Genomic DNA, 14,885 nt, shown 5'->3' on the forward strand with positions numbered 1-14,885 from the left:
ATGACGATAGACCGCTACCTGGTGGATCAGGCCCCGAGGAACTTGTGCCCCTCAGTATGGAAGATGTCCTGGATACGATTGATCACCGCAGAGCGCAGGCTTGCCTCGCGCTGCACGTCCTTGGTGAAGAACACTAGTTTGTAGCGGATAACGCGACCTTTGATCTCCTCGGCCTGCAGCGAGGGCTTGGGATCGTTGAGTATGCCCTCCACCCCCTGCAGCGCCTCCTTGACGTAGCTCTCCACCATCTCATGGGGTATCTCGAAGGATACGTCGAAGTTCAGCACCACTCCATGGGAGGGGAGCCTGGAGAAGTTGGTTATATCCTGCCTTATGACCTTGCTGTTCGGTATATCCACAATCTCCCCCGTCAGCGTCTTAATCTTCGTGAACACCAGGCCCTTCTCGAAGACGTCCCCCACCATGTCGTTCATTATACGGATGCGGTCCCCCACATCGAAGGGGGTGACGTCCATGAGCACCAGTCCAGATATGATGTTCTGCACGGTGGAATGGGCCATCACGATGCCGAGGATTATGAAGATGAGGGTGACCAGGACCAGCAGCACGCCCACGTCGCCCATCTCGATTATGTAGAACAGGTTATAGAGGACGATGAGGACACCGATGATGGTAAGGATGTACCTTATCCCCACCTGGATGAGGTCGATAACCTGGGGATTGAACTTGCGAGAGCGGAACTTGACATCCTCGAGGATGGTCTCCTCCATCTTTATAGCGAGGTAGATGCCCACAATCACGGCGATGGTCCCCAGTATGGCAGGGTTCTTCGTCGAGAGGAAAGCCCCGATGTTGCTGAAGAGCAGGTCCAGGTCCTCGGTGAAGATCGAGACCGCGAGAAGCAGCACCACTATGGACGAGACGATGTAGATGATGTAGCTCAAGATCACGGCCGAGTACTCCAGGGCTGCAGGCATCCTCGTGCCGGCAGCCGTCTCGGTACCATGCTTGCGAGCCATCCTGTTGAGCACCATGACCACCAGTCTGGCCGCGAGTATTATGATTAGCATGGCGAACAGCTTGAACACAGCGCTGGTCACTTCGGGCCAGTCAGGATGGGTGGTCAGGTGGAACACCAGGGACACGACCACGTAGCAGCAGAGGAAGAGGAGAGACACTATGAAAATGAAGGCCATTCTCCTCGAGGCCTCCAGGACCTCAAAGTCGAAGTACCGGCCCTCATGTGCCTTCCATATCTCATAGTTCTTGCTGAGATATGACCACAGATAGAGGGAAACGGTCAATACTCCTACGAGAGCGAGGATAGGCCACCCCACATCGTTCATCCATTCGGCATCTCCCATCTCCAACATGGGGAGCGCTGGCACCCATACCATAGGGCGGAATATCGACGACCCCGTTATTGAACTTTGCATCACTCCGTCCTCAGCACCCCCTTCAGCAACCAAACGTCATAGCTGTCCACCGCTGCCAGGCCGATCGGCGTCCTTATGCTCGCGCCCGGGAATCCTCCCGCCACCAGTCCGAAGTGGACGGCCGAGCCCGGGTCTTGGCCTATGTGTACCACGTTTCCAAGGGCCACTCGGATCACTGCCTTGGCTGTGATCTTGATGCCCACTAAGTCCTCGACCAGGTCCGGGGCGCTGACCTGAAGGTAGGCGCCAGCCTCGATGAGAACATGCTCTGCCAGGGTGGCGATGGGGACGGGGGCGCGCGATCCCGCCACCTGAGGGTTGAGGGGGTCCCTGACCACCTCCCCGATCGTGTCCACGAACCACTCCAGGCAGTCGCGGATGGCCTTTCCATCATAAACGAGGGCCGCGAACAGCCCCCCTCCCAGGGACCCGGTGACATCGTCAAGTCCCAGTTCCAATGAGAACCGGAGGGAGGAGACGGCCTGTTCTACAGAATCCAGCAGGCGGTCCTCGAGACAGTACAGGGCATCGGCGATCACGTCCCTGAGGGTGGTAACGTCCATGCTCGAACCGATGACCTTCTGAGCCGACCGCTGGAAGCAGTCGACCATAAGGGCGGTCACCTCCGCCAGGTCCGCATCGGCCGATAGGACCTTGCCGTTGGACACTCCCTTGCTGCCCTCCCGCATCTCCCAGCTTGACGAGCCGTCGTAGGTGCGCTGCCATGTCCGTTCATCATCCTTCAGGTCCTGGAGCCACGGTGCGGAGTCCACCCTGTTGCCCTGCTCGTCCAGTAGAGCGAGCGTTTCCTGCAGGGGGAAGCCTTCGACGTCACCGTTGTCGAGGGCCTGCCCGGTGAACTGGTGGACCCAGATGCCATGGGCCTCCAGGGTCCCGCTCAGCTTTTCCACATGCGCCTGCCCCCGTGATGAGACCAGGGCCCATCCGTTCAGGTCCACCGCCTCGTCGGTGGGGTTGATCAGCTCTACCCATTCCCGTGAGCGGTCCGTACCCCGCGGGTTCAGCTCCACCTCGTTAATCATGACCTCCGGACGATGGGGAACGTTGAAGCTCAGCTCCATGCGGGCATCAATGTGGAACTTGGTACCCGGCAAAGGGGAGGGGATGCACCTCAGTAACTGGGACACACCCGGTATGTCGCTAAGTGCAAGGGAAATCTTCTCACTGCGCTCCACCTCCGGGAAGAACACCTCCAGGACGCTGCCGCCGAGATAACCGCGGACCTCCACCTCATGGGAGAACACCTTGCACGATGGATCGACGGTGATGCCGACCTTCCAGTCGTCCTCGCCCAGAGAGACCGCCGCAGCTAAGGCATGTTCGCCGGTGGCCAGACGGAGCACCCTCAGCGACGAGACCAGGGTCACGCCCATTAAGGATTGTTCAATATCCACCCTCATCAGGTCCTTGACCCCTGCCAGGACCGAATCCTGGGGAGCGATTTGCACGCTCAGGTCCAGGCCCAGAACGGTCAGGTCGATCACCGTTCCTCCCCATATGGTCAGGAAGCTCTCCGCCACCAGCCCCACCATGCTCTCCAGGTAGCCTTCGACAGCGGCCGTCATCCTGTCAATGATCTCCGTGAACAGGTCGTTCAGCGCCTCCAGGCCCTGGGTGGAGAAGGACAGTAGGCCTTCGACAAACCAGTTGAAGAGCTGGAAGGCGTTCCCTATCGTTCCCCCGACGGCGAGGACCGCCTCCTCAAGGAAGTCCCATGCTTTCAGCAGGAATCCCTGGATATCCCCTATAAGGGTGGCAGTGGGTTCATACGATACTCCTTTCAACCCCCATCCGCTGAAGGCCACGATGTTGAAGCTAGAGCACAGTGAAATTATGGCCGAGCAGCTGGTGGAAGGAGCGTCCGCAGAACCGGACCTGATCATTATGTCCAGCTGCCCCTCGTACGCGATGCTCCATTGGGTAAGGTAGGGGGATGAGGTCATGTTCATGACCTCGGTGACGTGACGGTTGGGGTAGGTGGAGTTGCGCTCGAAATCCCAGGGAAGGGTGATGTCCACGTCCAAGGATCCAGCCTGCCCCACGCTCGCAGAACGGAGAGCGGAACGGTCCACTGCGATGTTCTCGGTGCGTTGCTGACCATCGGCGAGGGTCAGCATCAGGCCGCCGGAGGACAGGGGCAGACGCAGCCCTCCGCCCTGGGCGGCCAGTCCGTTGGCCATGCCTTCCACGGTCTCCATCACTGAAAGAGAGGTGAGGGCGCCGACCCCGGGCAGGATGGTCAGACCGCTTGCGAGGAAGCCAACATCAGGATCAACTTCAGCATACCTCTGGGACAGGGCACGGTTGAGCATATCAAGTATGGGGTCGGCCCGGTCAAGGACACTTTCCATGATAGCCTCCCGCGCTCCCCATCCGTCCCCCATCAGGAACATCAGTATAGTATCCCGGGCCTCGGCGATGGAAGCAGATGAGAATCCGGGTCGGCCCTCCAGCTGGGCGGCGAGGGTGACGCTGAGCTCCTGAACGGCAGCGTATACCGAACGGTTTACCTGCATGAGCTCGATCCAATGGTTTCCCGTGAAATCGATGACCGCTTGTGCAAGCCCGTCGCGGACCTTGCCAATCTCCTCTATCTCTTGCAGGGCGGGGTCAAGCCAGGAGGAGCGGTCCGTGAACGCATCCTGCAGCTGTCTGTCGATCTCCTGAACGTAGCTAAGGTCGTCCTCCGGATCAAGCTCAAGGTGCATCAAGGGGAGGCTGCAGTGGGAGGCGATGCCCTGGGCAATGGCTTGGATATATCCTTTCATCCCCTCAGCGAGGATATGGGTCTCGGAACGATAGGTATCAAAGAGCTCACCCCACTCCTCGGAAGCAAAGAGGTCGATGCTGGGCAGATCAACCGCATAGGAGCCCTGGAAGTAGGGGCAGACCGCCTGTCCGGCGTCATCGTAGAGACAGATACGGTAGCTGGGAAGCGTCACGATGATATCCCCTCCACCATAGTTGTGCCACCGGTAGTTCTCCTCGGCGAAGCCCGCGTCCGTCATCGCCTGGGATATGTAGCCTATCATGCTGGCCTGGTCCCTATCCCCTCCAGTTACGAGATCGACAACGGACCACAGACCCCCTTCGATTCCCTTGCATAAGTCCTCAGCTTTATCGGCCAGCTCCAGGAAGCCAAGGTATTCCATCCACCGGAGGACTATGGCATCGGCCCGTGCATATAGGGACTGGGCTACAAGCGCGGTCAGATCTATACCGTCCTCGCCATAGGAACGCAGGAAGAGGTCGGCAGGATCCAAGTACCCCTCCTGCCCCAGGACCATATCGTCAACGGCCTCCCAAGCAGGACCGGCTGATGAGGGCAGGTCGTGGAAGTACCTCAGTTCCTGGAGCAGAAGCGCCATCTCCACCGCACGTACCACGTCCTCAGCGGTGAGGATGGCCTCCGTGCTCATGGGTCCGGTCTTGGCGTAGGAGCCATAGCCCCGGAGGACCCGGTCCTGGGCCAGGGCAGCCAGTTCGTACCTGACGATGTTCTCCAGCTCCCCCCGGGAGTCGAGGGAAGCGGACATCTGGCCGAGGCGGTAGGTCAGAAGAGGCATGGGTATGTAGACGTCCTTCTCGAGCTCCGTGGTCTTGGTCAGCATCCCCAGGGGACAGTGAACCTCGATGGTGAAGTTACCCACAACGGCTGCGTAAGCCGGTATGCTGCTTATCTTCGATGAAGAGAGGTCGTGGCTGCGCTGTATGAGCGGATCTATCATGTTCCCGTTAAGGTAGACGAGCGACAGGTTCGGCAGCACCTTCACGGACATGATTCCATCATCGGAAGAGAATGTGGATTCTAGGGATGAGGCGAGGGCAGACATGAATTTCTCCTGGACAACTGTGCTGTTCAGGGAGCGGACGCTTAGGACGGTATCCGCCGCTGCCGAATATGCCAGGCGGGCCACGTCCTCGCAACCTTCATCCATGACCCGCATCATGTCCTCCAGGGTCTCCTGGGGGATCCTCGCCCGTTCCTTCTGCATGTCTGAGCCGTAGATCAAGGCTATGCTTGCTGATGATAGAACCAGCAGCAGTACCGCTACTATGGAGAACGGCATCTGAGCCTTGTTGCCGGCCACAGACCAGCGCTTCCCTTTGCCTCTCCGAGGAGATCGTGTCATCGCTCATGGCACGTCCCCGCGAATAAAAAGGGAGAGAGCTAACTGCAAACTACGCTCATGCCCAAAATGCCTTCACCGTATCGAGTCCATCGGCCTCTCCAGCGACATCTGGAAGAAATTATCCAGATGAGCGGCTAGGAAGGCGTTGTCGGTGAAACCGCAGATGCTTAGGTCAGGGGTGGCCATGAGCGCCACCTCGCTGTCCATTACCACATCTGTAGCCAGAAGGTCCTTCCTTCGGATCACCTCAGTGGCGTCCGGGACGCGTGCCGATGGCTCTGCCACCACGGTGACCCTCACACCCCGTTTCATGGCATTGGCGAACTTGGTAGTGAAGGCATTAGTGATCTCCAGGAGCTCCGGCGACGACAGGAAGAACCTCTCATTGCATTGGTCAAGAAGGTCCCCGATCTTGGACAGTATCTTCTCTTTTCCCACGAGGGTGTATACGAGCTGGGGGGTTCCCATATCGGTGAGGGTCCCCCTGATCCTATCCAGGCTGGTGAAGGTCCGCTCCAGTTCAGCGGACATGCGGTCCCGTATCTCCAAAGGAGGCACGGGGTAGAACACCGCCGGGCGACCTCCCCGAGAGCTAACGAAGTTCTTTCTCTGCAACGACTCCAGGACCTTATAGGCGGAGGTTCTGGGGATCTCCGCTACATCAGCTACATCCTCGGCTGAGCCGTGGGAGCGCCTGACCAGGGCCAAGTACGCCTTCGCCTCATAGTCAGACAATCCCGTCTTTTTTAGGAGAATTATCAGGTCCTCCTTCTCCAGGGCGTCGGGACCCCCGGGTGTCAGAACAGTTTGATCGATCATTTCCCATCCTTGTCGCTTTATAGGCTACAATAGTATTAAATTATCTCATGGATGTTCTACGCCCGCGGGATGACACTCATATGATCGCAAAAGACAGCATGTTGAAGAAAGGATTGCCAAAGGAGACGCAATCCCTGTGTCCAGAGTGTAAGAAGGTAGTTGCGGCCAGGATATTCGAGTCCGAAGGCAAGGTCTTGATGGAGAAGACCTGTCCCGAGCATGGCAAGGTGACCGATGTCTATTGGTCCAATGTCGGTCTCTACACTAAAGCCGAGAAGTTCGCCTACGACGGCATCGGCGTCAGCAACGCCCTCATCCAGAACGCCAGGACCTGTCCCGACAACTGTGGCCTGTGCAACCTTCACCTCAGCCATACAGGACTGGCCAATCTTGATCTCACCAACAGATGCAACATGAGGTGCCCCATCTGTTTCGCCAACGCCAACCAGGCCGGTTACGTTTACGAGCCCTCATATGAAGAAGTGGTGAAGATGCTGGAGACGCTGAGGGCGGAGAAACCTGTCCCGTGCACCGCGGTGCAGTTCTCCGGCGGCGAGCCCACTGTCTACCCCCGCCTGTTCGATGTTATTAAGAAGGCCAAGGAGCTGAAGTTCGCCCAGGTGCAGATGGCCACCAACGGCATCAAGCTCGCCGAGGACCCGGAGTTCGCAAGGAAGTGCGCGGAAGCGGGTCTCAACACTATCTACCTGCAGTTCGACGGTATCACCGACGACATTTACATGAAGACCAGGGCCAGGCCCATGGTGGAGATCAAGAAGAAGGCGATCGAGAACGTGCGCAATCTCAAGGAGCACCGCCCCTCCATCGTTCTGGTCCCCACCCTGGTCAAGGGATTCAACGATCACCAGATAGGTGACATCATCAGGTTCGCCATCGAAAACCGCGATGTGGTCCGGGCCGTGAACTTCCAGCCAGTGGCGTTCACCGGCCGCATAGATCAGCAGGAGAGGGAGGAAGGACGTTACACCATCCCCGACCTCGTCCGGGACGTGGAGAGCCAGACCGGCTACGCCAAGGAGGAGGACTGGTACCCCGTGCCCGTGGTCGTGCCCATCTCCACCTACGCCTCTGCCTTGCTGGGCCATGACAAGGTGACCTTCACCTCCCATCCCCACTGCGGCATGGCCACCTATTGGTTTGTCAAGGACGACAAGACCGTCGTCCCCTTGACCCAGTTCGTAGACGTAGAGGGAATGTTCAAGGAACTGTACGATCTGTCCAAGAAGACCGCCGACGCCACGTTCCCCAAGCTCTCCCTGCTCAAGGCCAGAAAAATCTTGAAGGATCACATGGACGAGAGCAAGATGCCTGAAGGCCTTACCACCAGCCAGTTCCTGAACGTTCTCACCAACGTCTTCAGCAACAACACCAAGGAAGGGTTGGCAAAGTTCTCGTGGAGCATGATGCTGATCTCCTCGATGCACTTCCAGGACGATTATAACTACGACATCGAGCGCGTAAAGCGTTGTGTGATCCACTATGTGATCCCCGATGGACGCATCATACCCTTCTGCGCTTACAATGGAGGCCCTACCTACCGCACGGAGGTGGAGAAGAAGTTCTCCGTTCCCCTGGCAGAGTGGAGGAAGACGAAGGGCGATGAATATACCTGAGGTGTGTGGATGTTAGTATCGATTGAGAAGTGTCATCATTGCGGCGCCTGCGTGGGCTCCTGCCCCCAGAACGCCATCTTCCTGAACGACCTGGTACTGGTCTTCGGCGAGGAGTGCAACCGTTGCGGTCGCTGTTTGAAGGTCTGCCCCGTCAGCGCCATCACCATGGAGAGATGAGAGGATGAAGCGCGTAGAGCATGACGTAGTGGTAGTGGGCGCCGGTCCCGCCGGAAGCATGACCGCCAAGTGGGCGGCCCTGGGCGGCGCGGATGTTCTGATGATCGAGAAGCGCCAGGAGATAGGTTCCCCCGTGCGCTGCGGCGAGGGCATCTCCAAGCAGTGGCTGGAAGAAGTGGGCATCACCGTGGACCCTAAGTGGGTCGCTCGTGAGGTCCGAGGCGCCAAGATCGTCTCCCCGTCTGGACACACCTTCCTGGTGGACGAGAAGAACGCCGGCAACGAGGTGGGCTGGGTCGTGGACCGTGTCTTCTTCGATAAGGCCCTGGCCAGGGATGCGGCGAGGGCCGGCGCGGACATATTGCTGAAGACCTCCGCCACCTCCCTGATCAAGGAGGACGGTAAGATCGTGGGTGTGAGAGCTCAATCCTACGGCGAGCCCGTCGAGATACGGGCCAAGTGCGTGGTGGGCGCCGATGGGTACGAATCGCAGATAGGAAGATGGGCCGGGATCGACACCAGCCTGACCACGGCGGACATCGATACCTGCTACCAGTACCGCCTCACCAACATCGACTACGACCCTGACTACTGCGAGTTCACCCTGGGCTCCGCCGCTCCTGGCGGCTACGTGTGGGTGTTCCCCAAGGACGAGGACACTGCCAACGTCGGCATCGGGGTGCAGCTGTCCAAGGTCAAGAGCCCGGGCGATCCCAAGATGTACCTTGACCGGTTCATCGCCAAGAACCCCGGCCTGAAAAAGGGCAAACCCCTCGAAGCCGTGGCCGGAGCGGTGTCCATCTGCGCCCCGCTGGACTCGGTGTGCGTGGACAATCTCATGCTGGTCGGTGATTCGGCAAGGATGATCGACCCCATCACCGGAGGAGGCATCTCCATCAGCTGCGTCGCCGGCAAGTTCGCCGGGAAGGTGCTGGCGAAGGGCGTGATGGCAGGGGACCTGTCCATGAACGTGCTCCAGGAGTATGAGAAGGCCTGGAGGGACCGCTATGAGAACAAGCTGTGGAGGAACTGGATGGCCAAGGAGAAGCTCACCACCCTGAGCGATGAGGTGCTGGACCAGCTGGTCCACACCATGACCATGGTGGGCGTGGAGAAGCTCTCGGTGCAGAGCCTCCTGGCCGTGGTGAAGGCCCACCATCCTGACCTGGTCAAGGAGTTCGAGGACCTTATTTAGGCACCAAACCCCTTAGAACCCTCTTTCCTTACTTTTTGAAAAAAAGGACTGGCCTTGCTCAGATCGATACGGTCCAAGCTAACTATTTACATCATGAACCAAAGATTTCTGTATCTCTTTCGTGGGGGGTCCATACCGGTCCATCGGTTTTCCCTGGAGTATTGATGGGATGCCCTCTCCATAATGATCCATTATTGGATGATTTCTCCTAGCCAGACAATTAAAAAATAGGAAGAAGAACTATAATATGTCAAGGTGAACAAATGGTCTGCCTACCTCAAACAGCGCAACTATCTGTAGCAAATCTCAGCAAGATCAAGAAGCTCGAGGACGAGCTAGGCGTAGTCCTGATAGCGTATCAGCCGACGGAGTTCGCTAACCTTTCTGACGCGCAGGTAAAGGAGCTTCAGAAGGTCGAAAAGAGCTTGAAGGCCACAGTCATCGCATATCAGTGAACAGTGGCTTTTCAACAAACCCTTTTCTTCCCTTATAAAAAACACGTTTGGTAAGGACGATATGTTGGGATGTTGGTCTACAATATCGATCTTTCTAATGGATACGCATGGTCCCAAGATGTGAGTTCGCATCAGGTCTCGACCTTAACACCCTCAACTCCTGTATCGACGATGAACGGGATCCCTCCCCGATTTCGAATAGCTTTGGCGACCTTCTCGGGGGCATCGGTGAGAGCGATCATGCTACCGCCGCCTCCGGCACCGGTGAGCTTAGCACCATAGGAGTAGGGGAGCGCGGCGTTGACCAACTTCTGCAATGGAGGAGTGCATACTCCCAAAATGCTCAGAAGGCCGTGGTTCCGGTTCATGAGCCTCCCCAGGCCTTCGACGTCCCCTGATCCCATTCTTTGCAGTCCTTCCAGAGTGATTGCGCCTATCTCGTCGATGATCTCCCTGGCGAAGCGGGTGCGGTCGACGTACCGCTTCACCTTGGCCACCAACGGGCCCGTGGGCGCTTTGTAACCAGTGAACCCCACCACCAGGGTCATGTCCGGAACCGTGCAGTCGTGGATGTACCAGCTGCGAGTGTCCTTGGATATGTGCCATAGAAGATCGGGCCCGCGCTCAGAGGAGATGAATATGCCCTTTCCATGGGCGGACACGGATGTATCGATGGGGCTGGCCCTACCCTGCACCAGGGATTCGACGTCGAAAGCCTGTCGGGCTATGGCCTCTTCCGCGAACTCGTTCTTCAGGCTGGCGATGGCCCCCAGAGTGGCCACGGTCACTGCTGCCGACGAGCCCAGGCCTGAACCGGAAGGCAGTTCAGATTGGATCTCGACCTCTAACGGTCCCCCGTTCCAGCTTTGTTCGATGGCGGTATTGATGTATGAGCCTTGATGGGACATCGTCAGTCCTCCAGCGCCGGTCTGGTCATCAACGACCTGGGCCCTGCATCTTGACCTCAGACCGATGGCCAGGGCAATAGCCGGCCTCCCGAAGACCACAGCGTGCTCCCCCAGGAGGATCACCTTTCCAGGCGCCGATGTCACCACCATGTCCGTCCCATTCACTTCCAGGATTAAACCATTTCCTATTGTCCAGTCATCTCAGGACAAGGTTATGGACATTTGTGAATAAGGATATCTTAATATATGCCTAGTTCTAATAAAATTCCGTAAGAGAAAGGAGATGATGATGTTGACGGACAGGTGCGCGGTCATGACCACGCTGAATGGTGAGATGGTGGAGTGGAAGGTTTTCGATACGCCGGACCAGGCCATGCCCTATTACGTTTCGGGTATGTCCAAGCTACAGCGGTCCCTGAGGTCCCCGGAGAGTGACGGCAGGTGGGAGATAATGCTCTGCCAGATCACCCAATATGCCCTTTCCAGATGAACGGACGCTCAAAGCATAATGGTTTTATCCAGAACAACGCACCATGGAAGCCCAAGGAGGGGTCGACGCCGGCCTCCTTATACCAGGGCCGACAGGGTGCAGGCAATTTTTCATGACCGAGTGGTGTGAGCTCAACGCCCGCAACCCAGCAGGATGCGCATCTGGGCAGCGTCCATGCGCACGTCCTGATACTCCACGACGACCTTCTCCACGTTGCGCCCGGTGGACCTCTCGAAAAGCCAGTCCACTACCCTGCAGGCCCCGCGCTCTGACCGCAGCTCTACATCAAAATGGAGTATTATGGGGAAGTGCTTGACCCGGCCCGTGAACATCCTGCGGTAGGTCAAGTAGGCATCGTCACCTAGGGCCAGGTCGCAGCCTTCGGGAACGGACCCCATTCCCATGAGGACGCATATAAGTTCAGGATCGAAAGTGTGGACCTCCAGCTTCATGTCCTGATATCACTATCCTTGATGAGGTCATAAACGTTGAGCGGAGGCCTTTCGCTTCTCGGCGACAGGGTCCTTTATTCTTAGCAGCGGCAGCCCCACGAGCACCATCACCACGGCCGCCACCAGGAAGGGGGTTGTTCCTATCGGTGATCCCGCCTCCCCTGCGATGGAGGCCAGCGCTATCGGGGCGATGACGAAGCCCAGGTCCCCCATGGTTCGGAACAGGCCCATGGCGCCCCCCAGGTCCGCGGGGACGCAGACGTCGGCAATCCACGCTGCGATGGGGCCCGACAACCCTATCGTCAGGCCAATGGCCATGAGGATCAGGGTCAGTCCCAGGGCATCGGTCACCATCGGTATAAGGAGGGTGAGGAGGGCCAGCAGCACGATGGAACCAAAGAGGAAGGGTTTTCGCCCGTAGATGTCCGTCAACCTCCCTGCCAGGACCATCGTTACCAGGTTGCACACGGCTCCAACGGTAAGGATCGCTCCCAACGTCCCTTCACCCATGTTCAGGTTGTACTTGGAGAACAGGGGTACCATGGTGTTGAGGATGCCCTGGCGGGTCACGAAGATGCCTATGGTCGCAAGGTTGATGGCCAGGAGATCGAGGCGTACGAACAGGCTTCCCAGTTGACGTAGGGTTATGATCTTGGCCTCCCCAGGTTCAGGCCGCACGTCCTCTATCCAGTAGACCACCATGAGGGTGGATACGGCAGCGCACAATCCGTATACCAGGAAAGGAGCCCCCAGCCCGAAGTGGTCCGCGACAAAGCCTCCCACGGCTGGTCCGAAGGACGTGCCGACCAGGAACATGCTGATGTAGAAGGACAGGTGGACGCCACGGGACCCCTCGGGGGCCAGGCGGCTAACGGCGGTTATGGAGGTGGTGGTGTACAGTGCGGAGCCTACTCCTTCCATGATCCGGGCGGTGAGGAGCATCTCATAATTGACGGCGAGACCCGCCGCTATTGAGGAGATGGCGATTATAATCAGGCCCAGCAGCATGAAGCGTTTCATGCCCACCAAGGAAGCGAACATCCCCGCGGGGATGTCCAGAAGTACTCGGGCCACGGCGAAGGCGGAGATGAGAAGACCCACGAGGCCGAGGGATACACCAAATCCAAGGGCGTAGGCGGGCAGCACCGGTGAGATGATGGAGACCCCCATCATCACGAAGAACGCCACTACTGACAGTACCAGGGTCGGACGGAACTCAGGCCGCAGGGGCCCACCTCAATATCGTTCACAGGCTGTACTTGTCAGCCATCTCTTCCAAGGCATCGTTGGGGGTCTTTCCGTCCAGATCGTCACGAGGCTTGTTCCACCACTCCTCCTCGAACTGTGCGAGCGCCGATGTCAGATTCTCCTCATTGCTGAAGTTGTCACCCTCGCTCTTCTTGAAGTCCTCTCGAAAGGTCCTCAGGAGGTCCACGTCGTACTTCTGGTTCACCATGGTCACGGTGATGTAGTCATCGAGGTTGCGGGCGTAGGCCAGAGCCATGTCTTCGGGAACGACGTCCATGGTCATGTCCAGCAGGGCGTTGGTCAGGGTCAGGAACAGTACCTCTTCCCGGGATTCCTGGGGCACGGACTTGTCGGATATTACCTCTACAAGGCTGGGGAACCATGCATCCCTGAGTGCATAGCTGCGGTTCTGGTTCTTGCCGAAGATCACCCTCTCGGCCAACGTGTCCAGGTCCTCGACCAGCTCCTCGCATGAGGGGAGGTCATTGGTCTTCACCGGCTTCTTGCTGCGGATAGGCTTTCCCCTTACTGCCTTGTCCATCTTCGAGTTGCCTTTTTTCACTGGCCTTACGGTCTTCTTATCGCTCTTCAATTTTGATCTCCCCGTTCAGGTGCATTTCCCTCCGCCCCACCGTTCCTTCGCGCGAAGTGTCCAGTGAGCTAGAGGCGGGCGTTGGTCGTTCGAATAAAGGACATGCCGGTATAAAGACCCTCTTTATCACCTATAGTAGGGGGTCAAAGCCCTTCGACCACCTTTTTGACGATCTCCAGGCCCTTCTCGATGCTCTCCTCGGAGGCTGCGTAGGAGAAGCGCAAGTGTCCCTCCCCCCGCTCGCCGAAGGCTGAGCCCGGTGCGCTGATGACGCCGTTGGCGACCAGCGTGTGAGACAGCTTTCTGGAATCAATGTCCTTCTCGTACGAGGGGAAGGTGTAGAAGGCTCCCTCGGGCCTGTGGCATTTGAACCCCTCGATATCGTTGAGCCGGTCCACCATGATATCCCTTCGTCGCCTGAACAGCGGATTGAGGTCCTTGGTGAACTTCTCCTGGATATCGAACACCTTGGCGATGGCATACTGCGGCGTGGTGGGGGGACAGGCCACCAGCTGGTACTGCATCTTCGCGATGTGGTTCACCAGGTCCAGCGGTGCTGTCAGGTAGCCGAGCCTCCAACCGGGGACGGCGAATGATTTGGAGAAGGAGTTGAGTACCACCGAACGTTCGATGAGCTCATTGAAGGAGTGGTGCTTACCGTCGTAGATGAAATCCTCGTACACCTCATCGGACACCACCCACAGGTCGTTGTCGGTGGCCAGGTCCGCCAGGGCTTGGAAGTTCTCCCGCGTCAGCACCGAGCCGGTGGGATTGGACGGAGAATTAACCACCAGACCCTTGGTCCTCGGAGTGATCAGCTCCTTCATGGCCTCGATGTCGGGCTGGAAACCGTCCTCATCGAGGAGGGGGTATGGAACTGGCTTTGCCTCCGCGAGCATGCTGTCCGGCTCGTACAGGACGAATCCAGGTTCCGGGATCAGGATCTCATCGCCAGGATCGAATAGTGTCTGGAAGGTCGCCATCGTTCCCTGGGTCCCGGACGCGGTGATGATGACGTTCTCCCTCCCTATGTCCTTCCTGTACTTCTGGACCTTTCCCGCGATCAGATCCCGGAGCTCATCGATCCCCTTGGTGGGCCCGTATCGGTGGCAGTCCTTGTCCAGAGCCTCCTTGTACGCCTCCCGGGCTTCCACCGGGGGAACGCAGTCCAACTCGCCCAGCCCTAGGTTTATGGCGTTCCTGCTCGCCATCTCAAATATCTCTCTTACGCCCGAGGGCTTGATCGACATCACACGCTTGGAGACCATGAGGCGTGAGAACGTCTAACAGGGTATATGCCTTTTGCTGACCGAGGGGGTATCTGTCCGTTCACAGGACAGAAGAGAGCTTTTCCTAACTTCTCG

At 58.0% G+C, this 14,885-nt stretch carries 13 protein-coding genes; 5 read left to right on the plus strand and 8 right to left on the minus strand.

Going from position 1 to position 14,885, the window contains the following annotated elements; all coding sequences use genetic code 11:
• Positions 1 to 26: 26 nt before the first annotated feature.
• The 3 genes from GXX95_10015 to GXX95_10025 all read right to left on the minus strand — a co-directional run bounded on the left by GXX95_10015 (position 27) and on the right by GXX95_10025 (position 6,370).
• Positions 27 to 1,397 carry a mechanosensitive ion channel family protein gene (locus tag GXX95_10015; GenBank protein ID NLT38474.1) on the minus strand — a complete coding sequence of 457 codons (1,371 nt, stop codon included), beginning with the start codon at positions 1,395 to 1,397 and terminating at the stop codon, positions 27 to 29.
• Complete coding sequence (locus tag GXX95_10020) at positions 1,397 to 5,509, minus strand: lamin tail domain-containing protein (protein ID NLT38475.1); 4,113 nt, start codon at positions 5,507 to 5,509, stop codon at positions 1,397 to 1,399. The genes GXX95_10015 and GXX95_10020 overlap by 1 nt, the downstream gene beginning before the upstream one ends.
• Positions 5,510 to 5,623: 114 nt before the next feature.
• Complete coding sequence (locus GXX95_10025; GenBank protein NLT38476.1) at positions 5,624 to 6,370, minus strand: TrmB family transcriptional regulator; 747 nt, start codon at positions 6,368 to 6,370, stop codon at positions 5,624 to 5,626.
• Between the two features lie 80 nt (positions 6,371 to 6,450).
• Here GXX95_10025 and GXX95_10030 point away from each other — a divergent pair, with 80 nt between their 5' ends.
• The 4 genes from GXX95_10030 (at position 6,451) to GXX95_10045 (ending at position 9,831) form a co-directional block, all read left to right on the plus strand.
• Positions 6,451 to 8,004 (plus strand): radical SAM protein, encoded by a 1,554-nt coding sequence (locus GXX95_10030; GenBank protein ID NLT38477.1) that lies wholly within the window; start codon positions 6,451 to 6,453, stop codon positions 8,002 to 8,004.
• A gap of 9 nt (positions 8,005 to 8,013) precedes the next feature.
• Positions 8,014 to 8,181: a 4Fe-4S binding protein gene (locus GXX95_10035; protein NLT38478.1), complete on the plus strand. Its 168-nt coding sequence runs from the start codon at positions 8,014 to 8,016 to the stop codon at positions 8,179 to 8,181.
• 4 nt (positions 8,182 to 8,185) lie between these two features.
• Positions 8,186 to 9,376 (plus strand): NAD(P)/FAD-dependent oxidoreductase, encoded by a 1,191-nt coding sequence (locus GXX95_10040; GenBank protein ID NLT38479.1) that lies wholly within the window; start codon positions 8,186 to 8,188, stop codon positions 9,374 to 9,376.
• 263 nt (positions 9,377 to 9,639) lie between these two features.
• Complete coding sequence (locus GXX95_10045; protein ID NLT38480.1) at positions 9,640 to 9,831, plus strand: hypothetical protein; 192 nt, start codon at positions 9,640 to 9,642, stop codon at positions 9,829 to 9,831.
• A gap of 131 nt (positions 9,832 to 9,962) precedes the next feature.
• On the opposite strand, the gene mvk is transcribed toward GXX95_10045, so the two are convergent.
• Positions 9,963 to 10,889, minus strand: coding sequence for a mevalonate kinase (gene mvk / locus GXX95_10050; protein ID NLT38481.1), 927 nt, complete (start codon positions 10,887 to 10,889; stop codon positions 9,963 to 9,965).
• Positions 10,890 to 11,022: 133 nt separating this feature from the next.
• Between mvk and GXX95_10055 the strand changes: the two genes are divergently transcribed.
• Entirely contained in the window at positions 11,023 to 11,229 is a 207-nt protein-coding gene (locus GXX95_10055) for a hypothetical protein (GenBank protein NLT38482.1), read from the plus strand.
• Between the two features lie 131 nt (positions 11,230 to 11,360).
• Here GXX95_10055 and GXX95_10060 read toward each other — a convergent pair whose 3' ends face one another.
• From GXX95_10060 to GXX95_10075, 4 genes are all read right to left on the minus strand, one after another.
• The gene (locus GXX95_10060; GenBank protein NLT38483.1) at positions 11,361 to 11,681 is read right to left on the minus strand and encodes a hypothetical protein; all 321 of its coding nucleotides are present in this window, start codon (positions 11,679 to 11,681) and stop codon (positions 11,361 to 11,363) included.
• 27 nt (positions 11,682 to 11,708) lie between these two features.
• The gene (locus tag GXX95_10065) at positions 11,709 to 12,869 is read right to left on the minus strand and encodes an MFS transporter (GenBank protein ID NLT38484.1); all 1,161 of its coding nucleotides are present in this window, start codon (positions 12,867 to 12,869) and stop codon (positions 11,709 to 11,711) included.
• Between the two features lie 58 nt (positions 12,870 to 12,927).
• A complete protein-coding gene (locus GXX95_10070; protein ID NLT38485.1) occupies positions 12,928 to 13,521 on the minus strand; it encodes a hypothetical protein in 594 nt (197 codons plus the stop codon).
• Positions 13,522 to 13,664: 143 nt separating this feature from the next.
• Positions 13,665 to 14,771: an aminotransferase class I/II-fold pyridoxal phosphate-dependent enzyme gene (locus GXX95_10075; GenBank protein ID NLT38486.1), complete on the minus strand. Its 1,107-nt coding sequence runs from the start codon at positions 14,769 to 14,771 to the stop codon at positions 13,665 to 13,667.
• Positions 14,772 to 14,885: the final 114 nt, after the last annotated feature.

This window comes from Methanomassiliicoccus sp., assembly GCA_012719175.1.
GTDB lineage: Archaea > Thermoplasmatota > Thermoplasmata > Methanomassiliicoccales > Methanomassiliicoccaceae > UBA6.